The sequence below is a fragment of the Duganella rivi genome, assembly GCF_009857435.1.
Lineage (GTDB): Bacteria > Pseudomonadota > Gammaproteobacteria > Burkholderiales > Burkholderiaceae_D > Rugamonas > Rugamonas rivi.
Genome location: NZ_WWCK01000004.1, coordinates 570407 through 593961, shown reverse-complemented (window position 1 = coordinate 593961; position 23555 = coordinate 570407). Strand labels below are relative to the sequence as shown.

Annotated in this window: 20 protein-coding genes; 10 read left to right on the top strand and 10 right to left on the bottom strand. The window is 63.1% G+C overall.

The window, feature by feature from the left end; all coding sequences use genetic code 11:
- Positions 1-78: 78 nt before the first annotated feature.
- Complete coding sequence (locus GTP45_RS15110; protein WP_161014683.1) at positions 79-855, bottom strand: head GIN domain-containing protein; 777 nt, start codon at positions 853-855, stop codon at positions 79-81.
- Between the two features lie 140 nt (positions 856-995).
- Between GTP45_RS15110 and GTP45_RS15105 the strand changes: the two genes are divergently transcribed.
- Positions 996-1640, top strand: coding sequence for a class I SAM-dependent rRNA methyltransferase (locus GTP45_RS15105; protein ID WP_161014682.1), 645 nt, complete (start codon positions 996-998; stop codon positions 1638-1640).
- A gap of 65 nt (positions 1641-1705) precedes the next feature.
- Positions 1706-2824, top strand: coding sequence for a type IV pilus twitching motility protein PilT (locus GTP45_RS15100; protein WP_161014681.1), 1119 nt, complete (start codon positions 1706-1708; stop codon positions 2822-2824).
- On the opposite strand, the gene GTP45_RS15095 is transcribed toward GTP45_RS15100, so the two are convergent.
- The 4 genes from GTP45_RS15095 to GTP45_RS15080 form a co-directional block, all read right to left on the bottom strand.
- Entirely contained in the window at positions 2825-4099 is a 1275-nt protein-coding gene (locus GTP45_RS15095) for a cytochrome c (protein ID WP_161014680.1), read from the bottom strand.
- Entirely contained in the window at positions 4096-4884 is a 789-nt protein-coding gene (locus GTP45_RS15090; RefSeq protein WP_161014679.1) for a c-type cytochrome, read from the bottom strand. The genes GTP45_RS15095 and GTP45_RS15090 overlap by 4 nt, the downstream gene beginning before the upstream one ends.
- Before the next feature lie 39 nt (positions 4885-4923).
- Complete coding sequence (locus GTP45_RS15085) at positions 4924-5508, bottom strand: 3'-5' exonuclease (RefSeq protein ID WP_161014904.1); 585 nt, start codon at positions 5506-5508, stop codon at positions 4924-4926.
- Between the two features lie 91 nt (positions 5509-5599).
- Complete coding sequence (locus GTP45_RS15080; RefSeq protein ID WP_161014678.1) at positions 5600-6079, bottom strand: ProQ/FINO family protein; 480 nt, start codon at positions 6077-6079, stop codon at positions 5600-5602.
- A gap of 333 nt (positions 6080-6412) precedes the next feature.
- Between GTP45_RS15080 and rpoD the strand changes: the two genes are divergently transcribed.
- Entirely contained in the window at positions 6413-8887 is a 2475-nt protein-coding gene (gene rpoD, locus GTP45_RS15075; RefSeq protein WP_161014677.1) for an RNA polymerase sigma factor RpoD, read from the top strand.
- A gap of 69 nt (positions 8888-8956) precedes the next feature.
- A complete protein-coding gene (locus GTP45_RS15070) occupies positions 8957-9337 on the top strand; it encodes a GFA family protein (protein WP_161014676.1) in 381 nt (126 codons plus the stop codon).
- Here the strand turns inward: GTP45_RS15070 and GTP45_RS15065 are convergent.
- Both GTP45_RS15065 and ppc read right to left on the bottom strand, forming a co-directional pair.
- Positions 9330-10415 (bottom strand): PAS domain-containing sensor histidine kinase, encoded by a 1086-nt coding sequence (locus GTP45_RS15065; RefSeq protein ID WP_161014675.1) that lies wholly within the window; start codon positions 10413-10415, stop codon positions 9330-9332. The two genes, GTP45_RS15070 and GTP45_RS15065, sit on opposite strands and share 8 nt — an antisense overlap.
- A 122-nt stretch (positions 10416-10537) precedes the next feature.
- The gene (ppc, locus tag GTP45_RS15060; protein WP_161014674.1) at positions 10538-13348 is read right to left on the bottom strand and encodes a phosphoenolpyruvate carboxylase; all 2811 of its coding nucleotides are present in this window, start codon (positions 13346-13348) and stop codon (positions 10538-10540) included.
- 147 nt (positions 13349-13495) lie between these two features.
- On the opposite strand from ppc, the gene hemC reads away from it, so the two are divergent.
- From hemC to GTP45_RS15040, 4 genes are read left to right on the top strand one after another with little or no spacing between them, the layout of a single operon-like run.
- Positions 13496-14566 carry a hydroxymethylbilane synthase gene (gene hemC, locus GTP45_RS15055; protein WP_161014673.1) on the top strand — a complete coding sequence of 357 codons (1071 nt, stop codon included), beginning with the start codon at positions 13496-13498 and terminating at the stop codon, positions 14564-14566.
- A gap of 7 nt (positions 14567-14573) precedes the next feature.
- A complete protein-coding gene (locus GTP45_RS15050; RefSeq protein WP_161014672.1) occupies positions 14574-15353 on the top strand; it encodes a uroporphyrinogen-III synthase in 780 nt (259 codons plus the stop codon).
- Entirely contained in the window at positions 15350-16516 is a 1167-nt protein-coding gene (locus GTP45_RS15045) for a uroporphyrinogen-III C-methyltransferase (RefSeq protein WP_161014671.1), read from the top strand. Before GTP45_RS15050 ends, GTP45_RS15045 begins: the two co-directional genes overlap by 4 nt.
- Positions 16517-16518: 2 nt before the next feature.
- Positions 16519-17715 (top strand): heme biosynthesis protein HemY, encoded by a 1197-nt coding sequence (locus tag GTP45_RS15040; RefSeq protein ID WP_161014670.1) that lies wholly within the window; start codon positions 16519-16521, stop codon positions 17713-17715.
- Between the two features lie 30 nt (positions 17716-17745).
- On the opposite strand, the gene GTP45_RS15035 is transcribed toward GTP45_RS15040, so the two are convergent.
- Positions 17746-18807, bottom strand: a complete 1062-nt coding sequence (locus GTP45_RS15035; RefSeq protein WP_161014669.1) for an MBL fold metallo-hydrolase — start codon at positions 18805-18807, stop codon at positions 17746-17748.
- Between the two features lie 124 nt (positions 18808-18931).
- On the opposite strand from GTP45_RS15035, the gene ppa reads away from it, so the two are divergent.
- The gene (gene ppa / locus GTP45_RS15030) at positions 18932-19474 is read left to right on the top strand and encodes an inorganic diphosphatase (RefSeq protein ID WP_161014668.1); all 543 of its coding nucleotides are present in this window, start codon (positions 18932-18934) and stop codon (positions 19472-19474) included.
- A gap of 57 nt (positions 19475-19531) precedes the next feature.
- Here ppa and GTP45_RS15025 read toward each other — a convergent pair whose 3' ends face one another.
- Both GTP45_RS15025 and GTP45_RS15020 read right to left on the bottom strand, forming a co-directional pair.
- Entirely contained in the window at positions 19532-20128 is a 597-nt protein-coding gene (locus tag GTP45_RS15025; protein ID WP_161014667.1) for a Crp/Fnr family transcriptional regulator, read from the bottom strand.
- A 114-nt stretch (positions 20129-20242) separates the two neighbouring features.
- Positions 20243-21370 carry a GNAT family N-acetyltransferase gene (locus tag GTP45_RS15020; RefSeq protein WP_161014666.1) on the bottom strand — a complete coding sequence of 376 codons (1128 nt, stop codon included), beginning with the start codon at positions 21368-21370 and terminating at the stop codon, positions 20243-20245.
- Positions 21371-21463: 93 nt separating this feature from the next.
- Here GTP45_RS15020 and GTP45_RS15015 point away from each other — a divergent pair, with 93 nt between their 5' ends.
- Positions 21464-23518 (top strand): NAD(+) synthase, encoded by a 2055-nt coding sequence (locus tag GTP45_RS15015; protein WP_161014665.1) that lies wholly within the window; start codon positions 21464-21466, stop codon positions 23516-23518.
- The last annotated feature ends 37 nt before the right edge of the window (positions 23519-23555 follow it).

Here is a 23555-nt window from a genome sequence, read left to right as displayed (position 1 = left end):
AAATGTGTTGCTGCGCCAGTTTGACGGCGCTAACGCCCTATACTTTGCCAGAAATTCGCCCATCGCGTATGGGCGGCCTTAGTTTTGCGGTGCGCCGCCCAGGCGCTTGATGGTGCCGGAGCCCATGATGCTCTTGCTGATCTGCGGATCGCCGTAGTAGTTGATGTCGCCCGAGCCGGCCACGCTCAGGTTCAGCGATTTCCTGGCCCAGACGGTGGCTTGGCCGGAGCCGCCGATGCTGACCACCGCGTCGCGCGCCTGCAATTGGCCCACTTGCACCCGGCCCGAGCCGCCGATCGACACTTGCAGGCGCTCGGTGTTGCCGGCCGCTTTCAGGCTGCCGCTGCCGCCCAGGGCGATCGCCACGGATTCGCTTTCCATTTGACCAACACTGATCGAGCCGGAACCGCCAACGTCGATGGTCAGGTTTTCGCCGCGCAGCTTGTCGGCGGTGACGTTGCCGGAGCCGCCGATCGACAGCTTGTCCAGCGTGCGCGCCTGCACCACGATTTTCATGATCCGGGTGTCGAGCTTGAGGTTGTTCTTGAGCGGGCGGATGCGCAGGGTGCCGTTCTCCACCACGGTTTCGATGGCCGACTGGATGTTGTCGTCGGTCTCGATGGTAACGCCCTCGGTGCTGCCGAGGCGAATCTCGACGTCGCCGCTGACGCCCACCGACAGCGCGTTGAAATGCCCAACTTCGCGGTTCTGCTTGACGATTTTGCCGCTGCCTTGCACGCGCTCGGCGCCGCTCATCCAGCTTAACGGGCCGGCTTGCGTGGTGACGATAAGGGCGCTGGCGGCCAGTACGCCGGTGGCCAGGAAAAGTGCGGATACGATGCGGCGGATGGTCATGATGCTCTCCTCTAGTGATCTTGAGTTTGCATCCTAAGGGCTCGCCGCGCCGCCCGAAACCGTGCTGCGACGGATTGCAGCCTCGGCGGAATAGAATGCGCTACACCGGGAATGGGCGGCGCATGAGGTATCATTCGTCCATGCTGACTATAACCATCAAACAGGGCAAGGAAAAACGCCTGCTGGCAGGCGATATCCTGATTTACGCCACCGCCATCGAGCGCGTCGACGGACGCCCGCAAGAAAAGAACAAGCCCGGCGCCACCGCCATCGTGCAGACCTCGTCGCGCCAATTCCTGGCGCGCGCCGCCTACAACCCGAATTCCGAGATCCGCGCCCGCGTCTGGAGCTACAAGGAAGACGAGCCGGTCGACCACGCCATGATGAAGCGCCGCGTGCGCGCCGCCATCGCCAAGCGCGCCGCCGCCGTGCGCGCCGCCTTGCCGACCGAGCTGGTGCCGGTGATCCGCGGCGACGAAGACGGCTTGCCGGGCCTGCTGGTCGATAGCTGGGGCGGTACCGCCGGTTTTCTGATCTGCCAATTCCAGTCGGCCGGCGTCGACGCCTGGAAAGTGCCTATCGTGCAAGCCTTGCTGGCCGATACCGGCTGCCCGAACGTGTTCGAGCGCTGCGACGAACTGATCCGCAAATCCGAGGGCTTGCCGGTGTTTTATCGCCCGCTGGCCGGCGAGGAACCGCCGGAGCACGTGCTGGTGACCGAAAAAGGCACACGTTTCAGCATGGATTTGCGCACCGGCTTCAAATACCCCAAGCTGCGCAGCTAAAAAGTTTCGACTCTGCAAGTTTTTCTCTTATAATCGTCCGGGACCCACCGGAGATCTGAACAGAGATGGAACACTACCAGTCGTCGCAAATCCGCACCCTGAGCTACATTGAGAACGAAGACCACCCGGTCTTCGGCACCCTCGTCGAGCAGATCCTGCACCTGCTGAACTCCAAGCTGATTTTCAGCGATATCCTGATCCACCAGAACAGTCCCTTGATGCTGCGCCAGCCGAAGGGGCTGGTTGCCGTCACCGACTCTCCGATTACACGCGAAGAATTGCAGGAGTTTTTCGAGGTGGTCGAACCCAACTGGGCCGAGCGGATTCAAGACCGCGCCTTCGACCGCGCGGTTGACCTGCACACCGCCCGCATCCGTGCCAACTGCTTCAGCTTCCAGGGCCGCAAACGCCTCGGCTGCGTGATTCGGCGCTTCCCGAAAGAGCCGATGCAGCTGGCCAAGCTGGGCCTGGGCCAGCACGAACAAAATTTCGCCAAGCTGACCAGCGGCCTGGTGTTGATTATTGGCGACACTTGCCAAGGCAAGTCGACCACCATCGCTTCCATGCTGGACGATATCAACAAGCACCGCTCCGGCCACATCATCACGATTGAAGACCCGGTGGAGACCTTGATCCCGCAGCGCCAATGCGTCATCACGCAGCGCGAGGTGGGTTTTGATGGCGACGTCGAGAGCTTCTACCTCGGCGCGCTGGATGCGCTGCGCGAGCGCCCGGACGTGATCTGCATCGGCGAAATCCGCGATGCGCAAACGGCGCAGGAAGCGCTGGCGCTGGCGGAAGCCGGCCCCTTGGTGCTGGCCTCGCTGCACGCACGTTCGACCGAGCTGGGCCTGCAAAAGATGATGCGCCTGCTCGGCAACACCGAGCCGCAGGCGCAGGCCTTGGCGCACGCCCTGCGTGGCGTGCTGTGCCAGGCGCTGCTGCCGGCCGTGAAGGGCGAGCGCTACTACCTCGCCACCGAGTGCCTGACCAACAACCCGGAAGTCACCGAGATGATTGCCGAGGGCCAGATTTCCAACCTGCGCATCTGGATGGAAGACAAGCCGGGCGAGGGCTGCCACACCATGAACACCTCGCTGCACGCGCTGCTGGCCGAGGGCAAGATCTCGGTGCAGGACGCGCGCAATGCGACCACCGACCGCATCGGTTTTGTCGAACCGTAATCAATCCAGCGGAATGGCGCGGTAGCGATTGACGTCGGTGCTGTTGATCGGTGGCGCGTTATTTCCCCATGCGCTGCGCAGGTAGGAGACGACCTGCGCCACTTCCGTATCGTTCATCACGTGGCCGAAAGGCGGCATGCTGTATGGACGCGGGTTGCCTGCCGTGGCAGGCGCAAAGCCGCCATTCAGCACGATGCGGATCGGATTCACGGCATTTTCCATCGTCAAGGCGCGGTTGCCGGCCAGCGGCGGATAGGCCGGCGGCATGCCGGCGCCGCTGGCGCCGTGACAGTCCACGCAATGCTTCTCGTACAGCTTGGCGCCGGCCGCCAGGAACGCCACGGCTTCCGGGCCGCTGTCCCGTTCGAAGGTAGGCGAGCTGGCGTCGGCCGGCATGGTGCGCAGATAGCTTGCGATGGCGTTGATGTCGCTGTCGTCCAGGTATTGCAGGCTTTCTTTCACGATTTCCGTCATGGGCCCAAACACCGTGGCGCGCGGCGAGACGCCGGTCTTCAGCAAGGCGGTGATGTGTTCTTGCTGCCAGTCGCCGCGGGCATTGAGTGCGGGCGCGTACCAGCCTAGCGCCGGGATCATGCCGCCGGATAGGCTTTCTCCGGCCTGCGCGCCGAGCGGATTGCGCGCGCTGTGGCAGGCGCTGCAATGTCCCAGGCCTTGCACCAGATACGCGCCACGATTCCATTCCACCGATTGTGTGCTGTTAGGCTGGAAGATTTCCGGCTTGAAGAACAGCAGGCGCCACGCGGCCAGTGCAATTTGCGTGTTGTAAGGGAAGCGTAGCTGATGCGGCTGGTTGGCGCGGCTGGCGGCGGGCACGGTTTGCAGGTAGGCGTGCAGGGCGTCGGCGTCGTCGCGGGTGATGCGGGTGTAGTTCGGATAGGGGAAGGCCGCATAGAGCAGGCGGCCATCCCTGGATTTGCCGTGGTGGAGGGCGCGCCAGAAATCGTCGGCAGTCCAGGCGCCGATGCCAGTGTTGCGGTCGGCGGTGATGTTGGGCGAGATCACGCTGCCGAACGGGGTTTGCAGGGCGCGGCCGCCAGCGTAGGGGGCGCCGCCGCGCGCGGTGTGGCAGGCCATGCAGTCGCCGGCCTTCGCGAGATAGGCGCCACGGGCGATGCGTTCGGCGGGCGCCAGGGCGGCAGTTGCCGCGGATGGCGGCGTCAGGTCGTCGGCCCGGAATTGCTGCGCCAGCAGTGTGGCGGCGAGCAGCAAGGCGGCCAGCAAAATGGCAATAATGGTATAAACGATTTTCCTCATTTCGCACCTCCGCGCGGCGATGGCGCGGCAGCCGGCAGTGCTGCTGTCCTTGCGCCTGCCGTGGCTTGATGGGGCGAGGCGATTGCGCTGCTGGAAGCGGCGGACGCAGGGACGCTGCCGCAGGCCAGCGGTAGCGGGGCGGGGAGGCTGGTCGCGGGGCGGGCGTTGGTGTCGGGGGCTTGCTGGCTGAGCCATGCGGAGGCCGCGGCGACATCGGCATCGCTCAGGCGGGCGGCGATGTCGGCCATGCAGTCGGGCGCGGCGGCGCGGCGCGACTTGCTTTTCCAGTTGCCGAACTGGGCGTTGATGTAATCGCTGGGCAGGCCGAGCAAGCCGGGTATCGCTGGCTCAACGCCGCTCAGCGCCGTGCCGTGGCAGGCGACGCAGGCGGGAATCTTCTTGGCCGCATCACCTTGCCGCACCAGCGCTTCGCCGCGTGCCAGCTGCGCAGCGTTAGCTTGAGCGCCGCTGCCTGCCGTTGCCGCAGCATAGGGCGGATGCTGGGCCGCAAAGTAATCGGCAATCTCGCGCAGGTAATCATCCGTCAGCCGCGTCACCATATACGTCATCATTGGGTAATGGCGGCGGCCGTCGCGGAAATTGCGCAGCTGGTTGTAGAGATAACCGGCAGGCTTGCCGGCAATGCGGGGGAAGTAGGCGTCGCCGCGCTCTTTTACGCTGTGGCAGGCGAGGCAGGCGGCCACGCGCTGTTCCAGCGTATCGGGCGGTGCGACGGGTGCGGCGGCCATTGCGGCGGCCATACTGAATGCGGCGAAAATCGGCATACCCCTCCTTGTGCAAGGCGGCGCATGGCGGCCGCTTGACTAGGATATACCGGTTTTGGCTGGTTTCGGCAGTTTCACCGGTTTCAATGGCGGCAGCTTGTTGCCAAGCTCTATCCAATGGCGGTAGACACGCAGCGCCACTTGCGCATCGTCCGCCGCGTACAAGATCTGCTTTTCGTTCAAGCGCGGCAGCGCCCAGTTGGTGGTGGAAATCTTCTTGGACTTTTGCAGCTTGAGGCCGAAGAATTTGGCCACCGCCGTTTTCGCGCCAAGATCATTCTTTTGCCCGGGCGCGCGTAGCGCCACCGACATATCGACGATGCCGGCCGCGCGGATATCCAGCTTGGCGTGCAAGCGCTTGACGTCGTCCGACAGGCCGAAGCCTATCTTTAGCGGCAGCGGCCGTTCCAGCACGGCGATCAGCATCGCCCGCATGAACGGCTCGGTGCTGGCGCCGATCTGCATCAGGAAGGCCTGCTTATCGGTGGCAAATTGAATCAGGTGCGGGCCGGTGGAGGTTTCACCGCGCGTAAAGGTCGGCTTGGACTCGGTATCAAAACCGATGGCGTCGCAGGCCAGCAGGGCGTCGCGCGCAGCGACGGCCTGTTCCGGCGTGACCACCATCTGGACATCGGCAATGCTAATGCCGAGGTAGGGCGGCAGATTGTCTTCTGCCGCCGCATCGGCCTGGTCGGCCGCGACAGGGCTATCCAACTCAGCCCTTTTTGGAGAATTTCGCGGCCAGCTGGTTCAGCTTGTCGGCACGCACCTTGGCGGCTTCCTCGGCTGCCTTGGCTTCGCGCTCGGCTTTTTTGCGCTCGGCTTCTTTCTTGTAGCGCTCTTGCAGCACTTGCGTGGCGTGGGCGCGGTGGGTATCGGTCACTTCGGCGCCTGGCTTGCCGTCGAGGTCATGGCGCACTTTGGCTTTTTCCATGACTTTCAGGTAGCGCAGCGAACCGGTGTGAATACCCAGCGCGGTGCGCATGGTTTTGCGATCCAGATCAGGCATGACGGCGAGCAACTGCTTGTCGATACCAATCGATAGCGGCAGGAAATCGCGGAAGGCCGGGAATTGGGTTTGCAGTTGTTTCAGCAGGCTGCGCGGGGACAGGGCGGCAGGCGCCGGGGTGGAGGCAGCTGGGGCTGGCTCGGCAACCGGTGGCTGTGGGGTAAGACTAGTGTTCATCGACTTCATAGGTTAAGCAACAGCCGTCAGCATATCATGGGGGGCAGCGGATTGCAGTGCCTTTTGAGCTACTGTGTCAATTTGCTCAGGCTTAAGATGGACTTAGCGTGGCGCACGCGTGTGCTTTTGCGGCCCAAAACGTGTATAATGCTCGACGCACTAACGCAATACCCTTGATCTTCCCTGATAAGAGAAACAAGCCCGTGGCTGGAAGCGGGCTTTTTTTATTCCGCAGATAATCGTCAGCTAAATTACAACATTTCCACCCAAGCGCACCGCTCGCGGTCGGCGCGGGGCTAGCTTTTTTGTAATTTTCGGCGAGCACGCTTTGAGAGATTTTTAATGACCAAACCGAAAACTTTAACGTTGTCCGTCAAGAAGCCCACCCGTGCTAGCGCCGCGCCGCTGGTGGTGCCGAAGACCACGCTATCTTATGTGATCGATAACGAAGAGGCAGCGAGCAAAGTTACGGTAGTCAAAAAGAAAACCCGCCTGAGCGCGGCAGCGGATGCTGCTGCGCAAGTGGAAGCGGATGCGCCGGTTGCCGAGGTGGCCGACGAAGCGGTCAAAGTAGTCAAAGTGGCGCGCAAGAGCGCTGCCGCCGTGGCCGAGGCCGATGCGCCTGCGGTGGTGGTCAAGGCTGCGCCGAAATCCAAACTGGTGAAGGCCAAACTGGAACCAGCACCGGTGATCGTCACCAGCGGCGCCACCGCGCCAGCCGTCAACCAGGTGACCGATGCCGCCACCTTGGCGTCGATCGACACCTCGGGCTACCAGCTGCCGGGCGTGAAAGTGCCGGGCCGCCGTGGCCGCAAGCCATCCGAGTTCATGCCGGAAAACGACGAGATCGCCGCGCTGAACGCGGTCGAGCGCGCCGAGCTGAAAGCCGTGTCGAAAGCCCGCGAACGCAAGGCCAAAGGCGGCGCCGAGCTGCTGGGCATGGATCCGAAAGCGTCGGCTGAAGAGCTGGAAAAACGCCGTACCCAGATCAAGAACCTGATCAACAAGGGCCGCGAGCGCGGCTTCCTGACCTACGCCGAGATCAACGACCAGCTGCCGGAGAACATCATCGATCCAGAAGCGATCGAGGGCATCATCGCCACCTTCAACGACATGGGCATCGCGATCTACGAGCGCGCGCCGGATGCGGAAGCGCTGCTGCTGAGCGATAACGTCGCCACCGTGACCTCGGACGACGAAGTGGAAGCGGCTGCCGCGACCGCGCTGTCGACCGTCGATTCCGACTTCGGCCGTACCACCGACCCAGTGCGCATGTACATGCGTGAAATGGGCGCCGTGGCGCTGCTGACCCGCGAAGGCGAGATCGAGATCGCCAAGCGTATCGAAGAAGGCCTGAAAGACATGATCCAGGCGATTTCGGCTTGCCCGACCACCATCGCGGAAATCATCGCGCTGGCCGGCAAGATCGAATCGGACGAAATGAAAGTGGACGACGTGGTGGACGGCTTCGTCGACCCGAACGAAAACACCCCTGCGCCTGCCGTGACCGCGGCCGCCTCGGATGACGAGGACGAGGACGAAGAGGACGACGAGGAAGAAGACGGCGACGTCGGCGGCGGCGCGGCCGGCTACTCGACCGAGCAACTGGCGCAACTGAAAACCGCCGCGCTGGAAAAATTCGCCTTCATCTCGGCGCAGTTCGAGAAAATGCGCAAGGCCAGCGGCGGCTACGGTTCCAAGGCCTACGTGGCGGCGCAAGAAGCGATTTCGGCAGAACTGCTGGGCATCCGCTTCACCGCCAAGGTCGTCGAAAAGCTGTGCGACACCCTGCGCGGCCAGATGGAAGAAGTGCGCCACATCGAGCGCGCCGTGTTGGAACTGTGCGTGAACCGCTGCGGCATGCCGCGCGCCCACTTCATCAAAGTCTTCCCAGGCAATGAAACGGATCTGGACTGGGTCGATGGCGAAGTCGATGCCGGCTACCCATACAGCACCGTGCTGGGCCGTAACGTGCCAGCCGTCAAGGAACTGCAACGCAAGATGATCGATCTGCAATCGCGTGTGGCGCTGCCGCTGGCCGACCTGCGCAAGATCAACAAGCAGATGGCGGCCGGCGAAAAACGCGCGCGCCAGGCCAAGCGCGAAATGACCGTGGCCAACTTGCGTCTGGTGATCTCGATCGCCAAGAAATACATCAACCGCGGCCTGCAATTCCTCGACCTGATCCAGGAAGGCAATATCGGCCTGCTGAAGGCGGTGGACAAGTTTGAATACCGTCGCGGCTACAAGTTCTCGACCTACGCCACCTGGTGGATTCGTCAGGCGATTACCCGTTCGATCGCCGACATGGCGCGTACCATCCGTGTGCCGGTGCACATGATCGAGACCATCAACAAGATGAACCGCATCTCGCGCCAGATCATGCAAGAAACCGGCAGCGAGCCGGATCTGGCGACCTTGGCAGTGAAGATGGAAATGCCGGAAAACAAAGTCCGCGAAATCATGAAGATCGCCAAAGAGCCGATCTCGATGGAAACGCCGATGGGCGAGGACGGCGATTCGCAGCTGGGCGACTTCATCGAAGACAACACCACGCTGGCGCCGCTGGACGCCGCGCTGCACGCCTCGATGCGCAACGTCATCAAGGAAGTGCTGGATTCGCTGACCCCGCGCGAAGCCAAGGTGCTGCGCATGCGCTACGGCGTGGAAATGTCGAATGACCACACGCTGGAAGAAGTGGGCAAGCAGTTCGACGTGACCCGCGAGCGTATCCGCCAGATCGAAGCCAAGGCCATGAGCAAGCTGCGCCAGCCATCGCGCTCGGACAAGCTGAAAACGTTCCTGACGCAGAACTAAGCGTTAGCAGAGCAGATAGAGAAGGGAGGCCATGTGCCTCCTTTTTTTCGCCTATGCTAGGATGGTGCGATGACTGAATCCAATTACTTGCAGGGAAGCTGTTTGTGCGGCGGCGTGCGGTATCGCGCGGCGTTGCCGGTCGCGCATGCAAGCCATTGCTATTGCACCATGTGCCAGAAGCAGCATGGCGCGGCGGCTGGTTCATATGCGAATGTCGCCAGTGCCGGCTTTGTGGTCGAAGCGGGGGCGGAGCTGATAACCGAGTACGCTTCCTCTGATCATGGCCGCCGTGGTTTTTGCCGCGCGTGCGGCTCGACGCTGTTCTGGCGCAGCACTGAATCCCCAGACCGCATTGCCATCACGCTCGGCACGCTGGAGCCGGAATACGCCGGCCCAGTTGAACGCGAGTGGTTTGTCGAAAATAAGCCAGCCTGGCTGCCGCTCAAATAGCACCTGCAACACTGATGTGCAGGCTGCGCGAGGTGGCGCTTAGCGTTCCACCGAGTGCGGCGAGGCGGCCTTGCATGGCGTTGAGCGTGGCTGTTTCGGCGCCGTTGCCGGAGCGGTCGCTGCTGAGCGTGATGGCGAGCCGGTTCGCTTGCAGATCCAGCTCGGCTTGCAGTTCGCTGGCGCCGGCGGCCAGGTGGCGCAGGCCGGACTGGACGACGTGGAACAGGGCGCTGGTTTGTTGCTGGCTCAGCGTGGCACTGTCGTTCGCTACCAGCAGGCGGTATGGCAGGCCCTGGCGCCGCTGCATCTGTTGGAGTTGCCACTCGATCGCCGCCGACAAGCCCAGTTCCAGCGTCGCCGGATGCAGTTCGTTGATGATGTCGCGCACGGCGCTGATGCTGGCGCTGAGCGTGTCCAGCGCCTGCGATGCGCGTTCATGCAGCAGCGGTTGCTGTTCGCCGGTGCGCGCGTGCAGCATGGCGATGTCGAGCTTCAGCGCCATCAGGTTTTGCGCCAAGTTATCTTGCGTATTCAGCGCCAGCCGCCGGTGCTGGCTTTCTACCGCGTTGCGCTGTTGCGCCGCGATCTGCCGCGTCTGCTCTAGCGCCTGCTCCAGCGCGGTTTCCTTCTGCTTGCGCTCGGTGATGTCGATGGCGCTGCAAATCAGCAAATGCGGTGTGCCGTCGCTGTGGTAGGTCGGGCGCTTGTAGGTCAGCAGCCAGCCCATGCCTTGGCGCGCCTTGTTCCACAGGTAGGCTTCATCGATGCAGGTGCGGCCGCTGGCGAAAGCGTGCAGGTCGTGTTCGCGCAGTAGCTTGATTTGCTCCGGCGGCATGTGGACGCTGCCATCGGTGCCGACCGCCTCGGCAGCACTGACTCCCCACAGCACCTCGCAGGCCGGGTTCATCATGACGACTTGCGACCGGCTGTTTTTAATGAACAGCGGATGCGGCATCAGAGCGATGATGTCGCGTAGTTCGGCTTCGCTGGCGAGTAGCGGCTCACCGCTCTCGGCTTGCAGCCAACCCATGACTTGGCTGAGTTCGGCGTATGGCGGGAAGGCAAACGAGTGGGGCATGATGTTCCGGGCAAGTTGGCTTGGAATAATTGTAATGCAAGATTGCTATTTGTTGCATTTTTCTAAATAAAAATCCCCGGCGTCCGTGAGGAGGCCGGGGATTTAACTGGCGCTAAGCAGGCTTAGCCGGTGTTGCGCAGGCCGGCCGCCACGCCGTTGATCGACAGGTGAATGCCGCGGTGCACGCGCTCGTCGGCCTTGCTTTCGTTTGACAGCGCGCGGTGGCGCTTGATCAGCTCAACCTGCAAGTGGTTCAGCGGGTCGAGGTAGGCAAAGCGGTTCTGGATCGAGCGCGCCAGCAGCGGATTGCCGGCCAGGCGCTCGGTGGCGCCGGTGATGCTTTGCAGGATCTCCAGCGTGTTCGCATGCTCCTCGGTGATGCGCTTGAAGATGCGCTCGCGCAGTTCCTTGTCCTGCACCAGTTCGGCGTAGCGCGAAGCGATGGCCAGGTCGGTCTTGGCCAGCACCATGTCCATGTTGGACAGCAGGGTGGCGAACAGCGGCCAGTGCTGGAACATCGACTGCAGTTGCGCCAGGCGCTCGGCCTTGTCGCCGTCGGCAATCCAGCCGCCGATAGCGCTGGCGAAACCGTACCAGCCCGGCAGCAGCAGGCGGCACTGGCCCCACGAGAAGCCCCATGGAATTGCGCGCAAGTCTTCGATGCGCTTGGTCGATTTGCGCGAGGCCGGGCGCGAACCGAGGTTCAGCTCGGCGATCTCGGCAATCGGCGTGGCGGCAAAGAAGTAGTCGGTGAAGCCCGGGGTCTCGTAGACGAGGTTGCGGTAGGCCTTGTAGGCGCGATCCGAAATCTCGGCCATCACCGCTTCGAAGCCGCGCAGCTGCTGCTGGTGCGCGTCGTCTTCCGACAGCGGCATCAGGCTCGCTTCCAGCGTGGCCGCGACCAGCAGTTCCAGGTTGCGGCGGCCGATGTCCTTGTTGGAGAACTTCGAGGCAATGATCTCGCCCTGTTCGGTCAGGCGGATCTGGCCGTTCACGGTGCCATGCGGCTGTGCCAGGATCGCTTCGTACGACGGGCCACCGCCGCGGCCAACCGTGCCGCCACGGCCGTGGAACAGGCGCAGCTTGACGCCGGCTTTTTCAAACACTTTGACCAGGTGCGTCTCGGCTTTGTACAGCTCCCAGTTGGAGGTCAGGAAACCGCCGTCCTTGTTGGAGTCCGAGTAGCCCAGCATGACTTCCTGGATCTGGCCCTGCTTGGCGATCAGTTCCTTCACCAGCGGGATCGCCATCACGGCTTCCATGATGCCGGCCGCGCGTTGCAGGTCGGGGATGGTTTCGAACAGCGGAATCACCATCAGATCCAGCTCTTTTTCCGCGATGCGCAGCAGGCCCAGCTCTTTTTGCAGCAGCAGCACTTCCAGCAGGTCGGACACGGTCTCGGTGTGCGAGATGATGTAGTTGCGGATCGCGCGCGCGCCGTAGCGGGCGCGGATCTCGCGCGCCGCGCGCAGCACGCCCAGTTCCGACACGGTCTCGGCGGAGTAGCTCACGTACGGCGAATTCAGCAGGCGCGGCTGCGACAGCTCGTTCAGCAGCAGCTTGACCTTGGCGTCTTCGTCCAGCGCGGCGTAGTCGGCTTGCACGCCGGATTTGGCGAACAGCTCGCCCAGCACGCGCTCGTGGATATCCGACGACTGGCGCATGTCCAGCGAAGCCAGGTGGAAGCCGAAGATATCGGCCGCGCGTTTCAAGGTGGACAGGCGCGGCTGCACCAGCACGCCGCCGTGGTTGGCGTTGAGCGAGTCGATCAGCACTTGCAGGTCGGCCGAGAAGGCGGATGCATCGGCGTAGGGCTCGGCGTGGCCGACTTCCTTGCGCAGGATATTGGTCGCACCGAGTGCGCGCGCGGTCGAGGCCAGACGGGCGTAGATGCCGATCAGGGCGCGGCGATATGGCTCGTCGGCGCGGTGATCGGAGGTGTCCGGCGACTGGTCGGCCAGCGCTTGCAATTCCGGCGAGCAGGCGATCATCAGGGTCGAAATCGACAGTTCGGCGCCCAGCGTGTGCGCTTCTTCCAGGTAAAAATCGAGGATGGTGGTGGCCTGGCGGGTCAGCGCGTGCGACATGGTGCTGCCGTTCACGTTCGGATTGCCGTCGCGGTCGCCGCCGATCCAGCTGCCCATCTGCACGTAGGGCGCGTTGATCTCGGCGCTCTCGCCGTAGTGGTGGGCGATGTCCTGCTCGATGTCATCGTACAAGCCCGGCAGTTCGCGCAGGAAGGTGATGCGGTAGTAGGACAGGGCGTTTTCAATCTCGTCGGCCACGGTCAGCTTGGAGTAGCGCAGCATGCGGGTCTGCCACAAGGTGGCGATGCGCGCGCGCAGCAGGTGCAGGTTGGCGGCGCGTTCCTTCGGCGTCAGCGGCAGGTCGCGCTCGGCCAGCAGGCGCGCGATATCGTGCTCGGCATCGAGGATGGATTTACGCTGCACCTCGGTCGGGTGGGCGGTCAGCACCGGCGAAATCAGCGCCTCCTTGAAGAAGGTCGACACGGTGTCGGCCTTCACGCCGGCCTCCTTCAGCTTGCACAGCGCGAAATTGACGCTGCCCTGCTGCGGGTTCGAGCCGGCCAGCAAGTGGGCGCGGCGGCGGCGGATGTGGTGCTGGTCTTCGGCGATATTGGCCAGGTGCGAGAAATAGGAAAAGGCGCGCACCACGGAAATCGTCTGTTCCTTGGTGAGGATTTTCAGCATGCCGTCCAATTCCTTGGCGGCGCCGGCGTCGGCTTCGCGGCGGAAGCGCACGGCGGTTTGCCGGATGGTTTCGACCACGGCGTAGACTTCCTCGCCTTCCTGGTCGCGCAGTACGTCGCCCAGCAGGCGACCGAGTAAGCGAATGTCTTCCTTCAGAGGCGCGTCCTTGTCTACGCCCGGTTGTTCAGCAGTGAGATGCGTTGCACTAGATTGGTTTGCCATGTGTTAAGCCACAAAGAGATAAATGTCGGTGCATGGGCTTGTGACCCGGTTCTGCGAGAAGGTGAGCATGCTAAAATTTGTGATCTTAAACACGCGCGTGGTACTGGCTTGCGCCGGTTAGCGTCAGCTACAGCGAAAGAACTGGTTTTGAAAACATCCGAATTGGTAACTCCCCCGTCCAGATTGGTGATCGCCTCACGCGAGAGCCGCCTTGCCATGTGGCAGGCGGAACACGTGCGCGAACGCTTGACAATATTATATCCGCAGTGCGATGTCAAAATTGTCGGAATGACGACGCGCGGCGATCAAATTCTGGATCGCACCCTGTCCAAGGTCGGCGGTAAGGGCTTGTTTGTTAAGGAACTTGAAGTGGCGATGGCCGAGGGCCGTGCCGATCTGGCCGTGCACTCGCTCAAGGATGTGCCGATGGAGTTGCCGGAAGGTTTCGCCCTGGCGGCCGTGCTGGAGCGCGAAGACCCGCGCGACGCCTTCGTTTCCAACGATTACGCCTCGCTGGACGAGCTGCCGGCTGGCGCCGTGGTCGGCACCAGCAGCCTGCGCCGCCAGTCGCTGATCGCGGCGCGCTATCCGCATCTGGTGATCAAACCGCTGCGTGGTAATCTGGATACACGCCTGGGCAAGCTGGATCGTGGCGATTACGCCGCCATTATTCTGGCTGCCGCCGGCCTCAAGCGCCTGGGCCTGCCGCAGCGCATCCGCGCACTGTTGCCGCCGGAAACCAGCCTGCCGGCCGCAGGGCAGGGCGCAATGGCGATTGAGATTGCCGAGCGCAGCGACGGCCTCGACCTGATGGCGATTCTGGCGCCGCTGAATCACGAAGCCACCGCGCAAGCCGTCACGGCTGAACGCAAAGTGTCGAAAGTATTTGGCGGCAGCTGCCAGGTGCCGCTGGCCGCCTTTGCCACGGTCGACGGCGCCGACATGCACCTGCGCGCCATGGTCGCCACGCCGGACGGCACGCGCATGGCCAGCGCCGAGGTGCGCGGCGCCGCGGCTGACGCCGAAGCGCTGGGCGCGCAAGTGGCCGAGCTGCTGCGCGCGCAGGACGCCGAGGATATCCTGTCGTCCTGCCTGAGCGAAGCCGCCCAAGCCGAAGCCGACGCCCGCTCGGCCACGCTGGCCGCCGACGCCACGGCCGCCGCGCCTGGCGCCGCCGGTGATGCCGCAGCCGCCGTTCCCGGCAAGCCGGCCGCCTGATCCGAGGATGACCGGCGCCGTCGTCATCACCCGTCCGCTGGCGCAAGCCGGGCCGCTGGCCGAGCGCGTTGCCGCGCTGGGCCGCGCGGTGGAAGTCTTGCCGCTGCTGGAAATCGCGCCGCTGGAAGACCAGTCCGCGCTGCTGGCCGCCTTGGCGCAGCTGCACCGCTACGCACTGGTCGCCTTCGTCTCGCCCAACGCCATCGACGCCGCCTTCGCCCACATTGCGCAATGGCCGGAAGGTGTAACGGCAGCCGTGGTCGGCGAGGGCAGCCGCGCCGCTCTGGCTGCCCATGGCGTGTCCGATATCGTCAGCCCGGGCGACGCCGCCCAGAGCGACTCCGAACACCTGCTGCAAACGCTGGATCTGTCCGCCCTGAACGGCAAACCAGTCCTCATCATCCGTGGCGACAGCGGCCGCGAGCTGATGGCCGACGGCCTGCGCGCCGCCGGCGCACTGGTCGACGTGGTGCCTGCCTACCGCCGCTCGGTGCCGCCGCTGACGCCCGAACTGGCCGCCACCCTGCGCCGTTTGCTGGCGCAGCAAAACGACTGGATCATTACCAGTTCTGAAGCCCTGCGCGGTCTGGTCGCTCTCCTGCATCAGTTGGACTTGCATCACCCTGACGCAATGCAGCACAATAGCGTTGTAGCTATGCAACAACAGCATCTCATCGTGCCACATGCCCGTATTGCCGAAACGGCAAATAATTTAGGATTTTCCAAGCTGACGCTCACAGGATCAGGCGACGAACGCCTGCTGGCCGCGTTACAATCATGCCTATGAACGATTTGCCTACCTTACCTGATCCAGCGGTTTCGTCCGCGAAGCCTGCCGAGACTCCGCCGCCTGCACCGACGCCGGCGCCGGCCCCGGCCCAGCCAGAACCGAGCCTGCTCGAAACCCTGCAACAGCCGCAAATGCTGGCGGTGGGCATCGTCGTGCTGACCATCCTGCTGGCCGGCCAGACGTGGTCGTCGCACGCGCGGGTCAACAAGCTGCGCGAGGAAATGGCGCTGCGCCTGCAAAAGGGCGACGCCAGCAACGCCGACACCGGCAACCTCGTGCGCAACGTGCAGGAAAGCACCAAGGAACTGCAAGCCAAGGTCGCGCTGTTGGAGAGCAAACAGCAGGAAGCGCAGAGCCAGCAATTGGCGCTGGAGCAGTTATACCAGGATCTGTCCAAGAACCGCGACGAGTGGGCGCTGACCGAGATCGAACAAGTGCTGTCGACCGCCTCGCAGCAGCTGCAACTGGCCGGCAACGTGCCGGGCGCGCTGATCGCGCTGCAAAATGCCGACCGCAGCCTGTCGCGTTCGGACAAGCCGCAATTCATCACCATCCGCCGCGCCATCGCGCGCGACACTGACAAGCTGAAAGCGCTGCCGAGCGTGGATTCGGTCGGCGTGGCGCTGCGCCTCGATAACGCCATCGCGCAAATCGATACGCTGCCGATGCTGTCGGATGAAAAGCCGACCCTGCCTGCGCCGCCGGAAAAGAAAGCCAAGGCCAAGGTCGTGCACGGCAAAGATGGCAAGCCGGTGAAAGTAGAAGAAACCACCAGCCCATGGCTGCAAGCGCTGCAAGACGGCTGGAATGGCTGGAGCAGCGAGATGTGGACCGACGTTCGCCAACTGATCCGCGTGCGCAATGTCGATACGCCGGATGCGCTGATGCTGTCGCCGACCCAAGCCTACTTCCTGCGCGAAAACCTCAAACTGCGCCTGCTGAATGCCCGCATGGCGCTGCTGTCGCGTAACGAAGGCGCCTTCCGCGCCGACCTGATCGCAGCACAGGAAGCGCTGGTCAAATACTTCGACACCCGCGCCCGTTCCACCCAGACCGTGCAGGCACTGCTGCGTCAGGTTCAGAGCAGCAATCTCGCGATTGAGATGCCGACCCTGTCCGACAGCCTGAACGCTGTGCGCAACTACAAAGCGAAGCCATAGTCATGCGTTTATTTCTCTGGTTAGTCGCCATGATGGCCGCCGCCATCGGCATTGCCGTGACGGCGCGCTTCAATCCGGGCAATGTGGTGCTGTTCTACCCGCCGCACCGCATCGACCTGTCGCTGAACTTCTTCGTGGTGCTGGAAGCGGCGCTGTTTGCCTTCCTGTACATCCTGATCCGGGCCTTCCGCGCGACCATCAAGATGCCGGGCAAGGTGGCAGCGTATCGCCAGCACAAGCGCGAGCGTGATGGCAACAAGGGCCTGCGCGAAGCACTGAAAGCCCTGTTCGAAGGCCGCTTCGGCCACGCTGAAAAGGCCGCACTGCGCGCCTCGGAATTGCCGGAAAACGCCGGCGTGGCCGCGCTGATCGGCGCCCGCGCCGCGCACCGCATGCGTCAATCGGCGCGCCGCGACAACTGGCTCAACAAGCTGGCCGATGACAGCAGCATGAAAACCGCGCGCCTGATGACGGCCACCGAGCTGCTGGTGGACGATCACCAGCCGGAGCAGGCGCTGGAAGCCGTGCGCGAGTTGAATGCCAGCGGCACCCGCCACATTCACGCCTTGCAGATGTCCTTGAAAGCGCAGCAGCAAGCCAAGAACTGGCCGGAAGTGCTGCGCCTGGTGCGCTCGCTGGACAAGCACCGTGCACTGCATCCGGCCTTGTCGTCGCGTCTGCGCGAGCTGGCTTACGATGATTTGCTGTCCGATGCCAGCCACGATGCTGAATCGCTGCTGCGCGTCTGGGCCACCGTGCCGAATGCCGACCGCATCAAGCCATACGTGGCGTGCCGCGCCGCGACCGCGCTGAATGCACGCGGCCTGCACGACGAAGCGCGACTGGTGGCGGAAGAATCGCTGGCTGCGGATTGGGACGAGCGCGTGGTGCGCGCCTACCGCGAAGCGGCGGCCCCGGCCGGTTCGCAAGCGCTGCTGATGCAGATCGAGCATTGCGAGAACTGGGCCAATGCCCGTCCAACCGATGCCGAGCTGGCGCTGACCTTGGGTTCGCTGTGCCTGAAGCAAAAACTGTGGGGCAAAGCCCAGCGCTATCTGGAGCAAGCGCTGTCGGACGCCTCCGATCCGCGCATGGTGCGCGAATCCCACCTCAAGCTGGCGCAAATGCACGAAGCGCTGGGGCAGGAAGAAGAAGCCGCCAACCACTACCGCCAGTGCGCACTGGCGACAATCCTCTAAGTCAAAAGGCCGCTTGTTAGCGGCCTTTTTTTACGCAGGGTCGGAGTCGACCGGGAAGCCTTCGATTTTCCAGCGGAGCATGCCGCCGGCGAGGTTGGCGACTTTGGTGAAGCCGGCTTTGGCCAGCAGCACGCTGGCCTGGGCGGAGCGGACGCCGGAGCGGCACACGGCTACGATAGGCTGCTCTTTATCGAACTCGGCCATGCGTTCGGTTAGCTGCGACAGCGGCACCAGCGTGGCGCCGTGCAGGTGGCCCAGGCGGTCGATGAATTCGGGAGCTTCGCGCACGTCGACGATCTGCACTTTGCTCAGTTGTTCCAGCAAGCCCATCGGTTCGATTTCCCACACGCCGCTGAAGCGCAAGGTCAGCGGCGCCCAGTCCGGCGCGTCGGTTGGCGCGTCGCCTTCCGGCTTGCCGCTGCGCATATTGGCTGGCACCGCCACCGCCATCAGCTTTGGATGCGGCAGGTTCAGATTGGTCATGTGGCCGGTGAAATCGCCCACGTCCACGTCGCCGCCAAGGCGTGGGTTGTAGCGGCGCTCTTCCGCCACGCTGGTCACCGTGATGCCGCGATAATCGTGCGCAGGGTAGAGCAGGCACGCAGGCGGCAAACTCAAAATTTGTTCGTGCACCGAGGCGAACAATTGCTGCGGGCTGCCCTGCTGGAAATCGGTGCGGCCGCAGCCGCGAATCAGCAGGCTGTCGCCGGTGAAGGCCATGCTCTCGTCATCTAAAACATAAGTCAGGCAGCCGCTGGTGTGGCCCGGCGTGGCGCGGACCGTGAGCGATCGGCTGCCGAAACGGATGGTGTCGCCATGACGCAGCGGCTTGTCGACGCCGCTCGCGCCCGCCACTTCCGACAGCGCAATCGCACTGCCGCAGCGCTGGTGCAAGCGCCACGCGCCGGTCACGTGATCGGCGTGAACGTGGGTATCCAGCGTCGCCAGCAGCTTGAGCCCGAGTTCCTGCAACAGCGCCAAATCGCGCGGCACTTGCTCGTAGACCGGATCGATCAGCACCGCGTCGCCGCCGTCGCCGAGCAGGTAGGTGTAGGTGGACGAAGTCGGATCGAACAGTTGGCGGAAAATCATAATTCGGATTTCAAATAAGGATGACCCTTATCATAACAAATGTTCAAGGGTGTTGCGCTGCACAAGCGGCCTGTACTTCGATATAATGTCGCGGTTAAACACCGCCTGCATATAAGGAAATCCCATGAGCTTGAACAAAGTATCCTCCGGCAAAGACGTGCCGAACGATTTCAACGTCATCATCGAAATCCCGATGAACGCTGACCCGATCAAATACGAAGTCGACAAGGAATCGGGCGCGATCTTCGTTGACCGCTTCATGGGTACCGCCATGCACTACCCGTGCAACTACGGCTACGTGCCGAACACCCTGTCGGCCGATGGCGACCCAGTGGACGTGCTGGTCATCACCCCATTCCCACTGATCCCAGGCGTGGTAGTGCGCTGCCGTCCAATCGGCGTGCTGAAAATGACCGACGAAGCCGGTGAAGACGCCAAGGTGCTGGCGGTGCCGGTCGACAAAGTACTGTCGATCTACAGCCACTGGCAGAAGCCGGAAGACCTGAACGAACTGCGCCTGCGCCAAATCCAGCACTTCTTCGAGCACTACAAAGATCTGGAAAAAGGCAAGTGGGTCAAGATCGAAGGCTGGCACGGCCCAGAAGCCGCCAAAGAAGAGATTCTGGCCGGCGTCGCCAACTACGAAAAAGACTTGGCAGCTAAGTAATACTGAAACCCTTTGGCGATGCGGCGATCTTGAACGCCGCAGCACACAGGGTTTTTTTTACGGCTGGCGCGCCGGTTCGCCGGACGCCATCTCCGCCTCGCGGCGCAAGCGCGACATGTACTGCGGCGTAATGCCAAGGTACGAGGCGACCGCGCGCTGCGAAATGCGCGCCTCCAGGCCCGGATACTCCTCGCGGAAGGCCGCCAGCCGTTCCTGCGCCGAAGTCTCGCCATGGTTATACGCGTGCTGCGCCAGCGCTTGCAGGCCGTGGATGGCGATATGCAGGTGGTACTGCTGCATGCCTTCATTCTGCTCGCGCAATTCCGAGGCCAGTTTCCAATCCAGCGTGAAGCCGTGAATCGGCGTCTCCGCGATCAGGAACTGCACTGCCGGCTGCCCGGTTTCCCCGGCGATGAGATCGGTCAGCGTGGTGGCCGACTCGCCCTCGCGGTAAAAGCGCAGCGTCACTTCCACACCCTCGCGATTGAAAAAGCCGCTGCGTGCCACGCCGCTGGCTAGCCAATGCACTTGCGTGGCCGGCACGCCGGCGCGTTGCAAATACTCGCCCTTGCGCACGTGGAAGGGCTTGGCAATGGTCGCCAAAATATTGGTGACGTTGTTAAATGACTCTTCGGTGACGTCAATCCGCTTCATCGTCGCGGATTTAAAGCGGTTACGTTGTTTTATGAAATCTGCGTTCATGCTGTTTTTGCCACATTACTGAGGAAACAGCCTTATTGTAACCGCTTACGGGTTTCCCTTACGTATTTATCTGCCCTTAAATGGTGCATGTTCCGCTAATTCATCGATATAGTCGTTCATGGCGGCGGTTTCTTGCGCTAAGAAGTCGGCAATCGCGTCGGCAAAGCGCGGGTCGGCCACCCAGTGCGCCGACCAGGTGGGCGTCGGCACCAGCCCGCGCGACATCTTGTGGATGCCTTGCGCGCCGCCCTCAAAGCGGTCGATGCCGTGCTGGATGCAGTAGGCGATCGACTGCACGTAGCAGGTTTCAAAGTGCAGGCCGGAGACAAATTCCAGCGTGCCCCAGTAGCGGCCGTACATGACGTTGCCGCCGATGAGATTCAGCGCTACCGCCACCGGTTCCTCGCCGCGCCTGGCCAGCACGATCATCAGGCTGTCCGGCGTTTCGGCCAGCAGGCGCTGGAAAAACGCCAGCGACAAGTAAGGCTTGGAGTAGTGCGCCTTGTAGGTCGAAACGTAGCACTGGTAGAAGAAACCCAGCACCTCCTCGGTGATGGCGCTGCCCGCCAGGTGCTCGAAGTGGATGCCTGCGTCGTGCACGCGGCGCTGGTCTTGGCGGATTTTCTTGCGCTTCTCCATTTTCATGCTGGCGAGGAAGGCGTCGAAATCGGCGTAGCCGTGGTTCTCCCAGTGGAATTGCACGCCTTCGCGCAGCATGTAGCCGGCGTCGGCCAAGGCTTGGCGGTCTTCGTCATGCGGGAACAGGATGTGTAGCGAGGAGGTGCCCAATTGCTGCGCCACTTGCAGCGCGGCGCGCGCCAGCAGTTGGCGGTCTTCGGCGGTGCGGGCCAGCAAGCGCGCGCCGGTCACCGGCGTGAACGGCACCGCCGACAGCAGCTTGGGATAGTAGGGGATGCCGTTGCGGTGGAAGGCGTCGGCCCACGCGTGGTCAAACACGTATTCGCCGCGGCTATGCTCTTTGAGATAGAGCGGCATGGCGGCATGCAGCACGCCCTCGCGTTGCAGGATCAGGTAGCGCGGCGACCAGCCGGTGTGCGGCGAGGCGCATTCCGTCTCGTGCAGCGCGTGCAGAAAGCTGTAGCTGAGCGTCGGGTTATCGCCGGCCAGCGCTTGCCACTGCGCCGGATCGATGTCCGCCAAGCTGTCGATGATCGCTAACTCTACTTCTGCCACACTGCCTCCTTGCGTAATGTTGTGCCAGTCTAGCGCATGCGGCGCAGCTTTGCCCGTGCGATAATTTGATTTTGCGACCGCTAAAGAGCTGCCATGGCCTCGAACTTCTTCAATCTGTACACCCACGACTTCGCCCGCGTCGCCATTGCCGCGCCGGTGTGCCGCATTGCCGATCCAGCCTACAACGCCGAGCAGACCATTTTGCTGGCCGAGCAGGCTGCCGCGCAAGGCGCTGCCTTGGTGGCGTTCCCGGAACTGGGCTTGTCGGCTTACACCTGCGACGACTTGTTCCACCAGCGTGCTTTGCTGGACGGCGTGCTGGACGGCCTCGCGGCGATTCTGGACGCCTCGCTGCAATGGAAGATGGCGGTCGTGGTCGGCGCGCCGCTGCGCGTCGAGCATCAGCTGTACAACTGCGCGGTGGTGATCGCCAACGGCCAGATCCAGGGCGTGGTGCCGAAAAGCTACCTGCCCAATTACGGCGAGTTCTACGAGGCGCGCCAGTTCAGCAGCGGCGATTACGCCGTTGCCACCGAAATCGACCTGCTCGGCGAGCGCGTGCAGTTCGGCTCAGGCTTGCTGTTCGAGGTGGGCGATATGCCGCTGCTCAAATTCCACGTCGAGATTTGCGAAGACGTGTGGGTGCCGGTGCCGCCGTCGTCGTTTGCGGCGCTGGCTGGCGCCACGTTGCTGGTCAACCTGTCGGCTTCGAACGCGCTGGTCGGCAAGGCCAATTACCGCAACCAGCTGGTGGGCCAGCAATCGGCGCGCTGCATCGCGGCCTATCTGTACACTTCGTCCGGCGGTGGCGAATCCAGCACCGACATGGCGTGGGACGGGCAGGGCGTGATCTTTGAAAACGGCGAGCTGCTGGCCGAAGCCAAGCGCTTTACCGACGAGCCGGCGCTGACCTTTGCCGATATCGACCTCGAACGCCTGTCGCGCGAGCGCATGCGCATGAACACCTTCGCGCAGTCGGTGCAGCGCCACGCGGCCGAAGTGGGCAAGTTCCGCACTGTGTTCTTCCACCTTGAAATCGAGCGCGACCAGCCGCTGGCGCTGAAGCGCTGCATCGAACGGTTCCCGTACGTGCCGGCCGATGCGCGCCGCCGCGACGACCGCTGCAACGAGGTCTACAACATCCAGGTTCAGGCGCTGGCGCAGCGTCTGACCAATAGCGGCTTGAAGAAAGTGGTGATCGGCGTGTCCGGCGGCCTCGACTCCACGCACGCGCTGCTGGTGTGCGCGCGCGTGATGGACAAGCTCAAGCTGCCGCGCACGAATATTCTCGCTTACACCATGCCGGGCTTTGCCACCAGCGAGCGCACGCTCAAGCAAGCGCATGCCTTGATGAAGCTGGTCGGCTGCACCTCGCAGGAAATCGACATCCGCCCAAGCTGCATCCAGATGCTGAAAGACCTCGGCCACCCGTACGCGGAAGGCAAGGAGCAGTACGACATCACCTTTGAAAACGTGCAGGCTGGCGAGCGCACCAACCACTTGTTCCGCCTGGCGAACCACAACGCCGCGCTGGTGATCGGCACCGGCGACCTGAGCGAGCTGGCGCTGGGCTGGTGCACTTACGGCGTGGGCGATCATATGTCGCACTACAACGTCAACGCCAGCGTGCCGAAGACGCTGATCTCGCACCTGGTGCGCTGGGTCGCCGAGTCCGGCGTAATCGGCCGCAACGATGCGCAAGTGCTGCTGGATATTCTCGGCACCGAGATCAGCCCGGAACTGGTGCCCGGCACCGCCGATGGCCAGCCCGAGCAGCGCACCGAAAGCACCATCGGCCCTTACGAGCTGCAAGACTTCAACCTGTACTACGTGCTGCGCTTCGGCTTCAATCCATCCAAGGTGGCGTTCCTGTCGCACACCGCGTGGAAGGACAAGGAGCAGGGCCGCTGGCCGGACGGCGATCACGTCACGCGCAACCAATACGACCTGGCGGCGATCAAGAAGAACCTCGGCATTTTCCTCGACCGCTTCTTCCGCACCAGCCAGTTCAAGCGCAGCTGCGTGCCGAACGCGCCGAAGGTCGGCAGCGGTGGTTCGCTGTCGCCGCGCGGCGACTGGCGCGCGCCTAGCGATGCGCAAAGCGTTGTATGGTTGGAGGAATTACGCTCTATTCCGGTGCAAGAGTGAATGAATAAGCTTATGTGAATGGACAGCGCACGCCTGT

Coding starts and splice junctions, on each gene's coding strand:
- GTP45_RS15110 (WP_161014683.1), bottom strand. CDS start 855: ATGACCATCCGCCGCATCGTATCCGCACTTTTCCTGGCCACCGGCGTA.
- GTP45_RS15105 (WP_161014682.1), top strand. CDS start 996: ATGCTGACTATAACCATCAAACAGGGCAAGGAAAAACGCCTGCTGGCA.
- GTP45_RS15100 (WP_161014681.1), top strand. CDS start 1,706: ATGGAACACTACCAGTCGTCGCAAATCCGCACCCTGAGCTACATTGAG.
- GTP45_RS15095 (WP_161014680.1), bottom strand. CDS start 4,099: ATGAGGAAAATCGTTTATACCATTATTGCCATTTTGCTGGCCGCCTTG.
- GTP45_RS15090 (WP_161014679.1), bottom strand. CDS start 4,884: ATGCCGATTTTCGCCGCATTCAGTATGGCCGCCGCAATGGCCGCCGCA.
- GTP45_RS15085 (WP_161014904.1), bottom strand. CDS start 5,508: ATGGTGGTCACGCCGGAACAGGCCGTCGCTGCGCGCGACGCCCTGCTG.
- GTP45_RS15080 (WP_161014678.1), bottom strand. CDS start 6,079: ATGAAGTCGATGAACACTAGTCTTACCCCACAGCCACCGGTTGCCGAG.
- rpoD (WP_161014677.1), top strand. CDS start 6,413: ATGACCAAACCGAAAACTTTAACGTTGTCCGTCAAGAAGCCCACCCGT.
- GTP45_RS15070 (WP_161014676.1), top strand. CDS start 8,957: ATGACTGAATCCAATTACTTGCAGGGAAGCTGTTTGTGCGGCGGCGTG.
- GTP45_RS15065 (WP_161014675.1), bottom strand. CDS start 10,415: ATGCCCCACTCGTTTGCCTTCCCGCCATACGCCGAACTCAGCCAAGTC.
- ppc (WP_161014674.1), bottom strand. CDS start 13,348: ATGGCAAACCAATCTAGTGCAACGCATCTCACTGCTGAACAACCGGGC.
- GTP45_RS15050 (WP_161014672.1), top strand. CDS start 14,574: ATGACCGGCGCCGTCGTCATCACCCGTCCGCTGGCGCAAGCCGGGCCG.
- GTP45_RS15045 (WP_161014671.1), top strand. CDS start 15,350: ATGAACGATTTGCCTACCTTACCTGATCCAGCGGTTTCGTCCGCGAAG.
- GTP45_RS15040 (WP_161014670.1), top strand. CDS start 16,519: ATGCGTTTATTTCTCTGGTTAGTCGCCATGATGGCCGCCGCCATCGGC.
- GTP45_RS15035 (WP_161014669.1), bottom strand. CDS start 18,807: ATGATTTTCCGCCAACTGTTCGATCCGACTTCGTCCACCTACACCTAC.
- ppa (WP_161014668.1), top strand. CDS start 18,932: ATGAGCTTGAACAAAGTATCCTCCGGCAAAGACGTGCCGAACGATTTC.
- GTP45_RS15025 (WP_161014667.1), bottom strand. CDS start 20,128: ATGAAGCGGATTGACGTCACCGAAGAGTCATTTAACAACGTCACCAAT.
- GTP45_RS15015 (WP_161014665.1), top strand. CDS start 21,464: ATGGCCTCGAACTTCTTCAATCTGTACACCCACGACTTCGCCCGCGTC.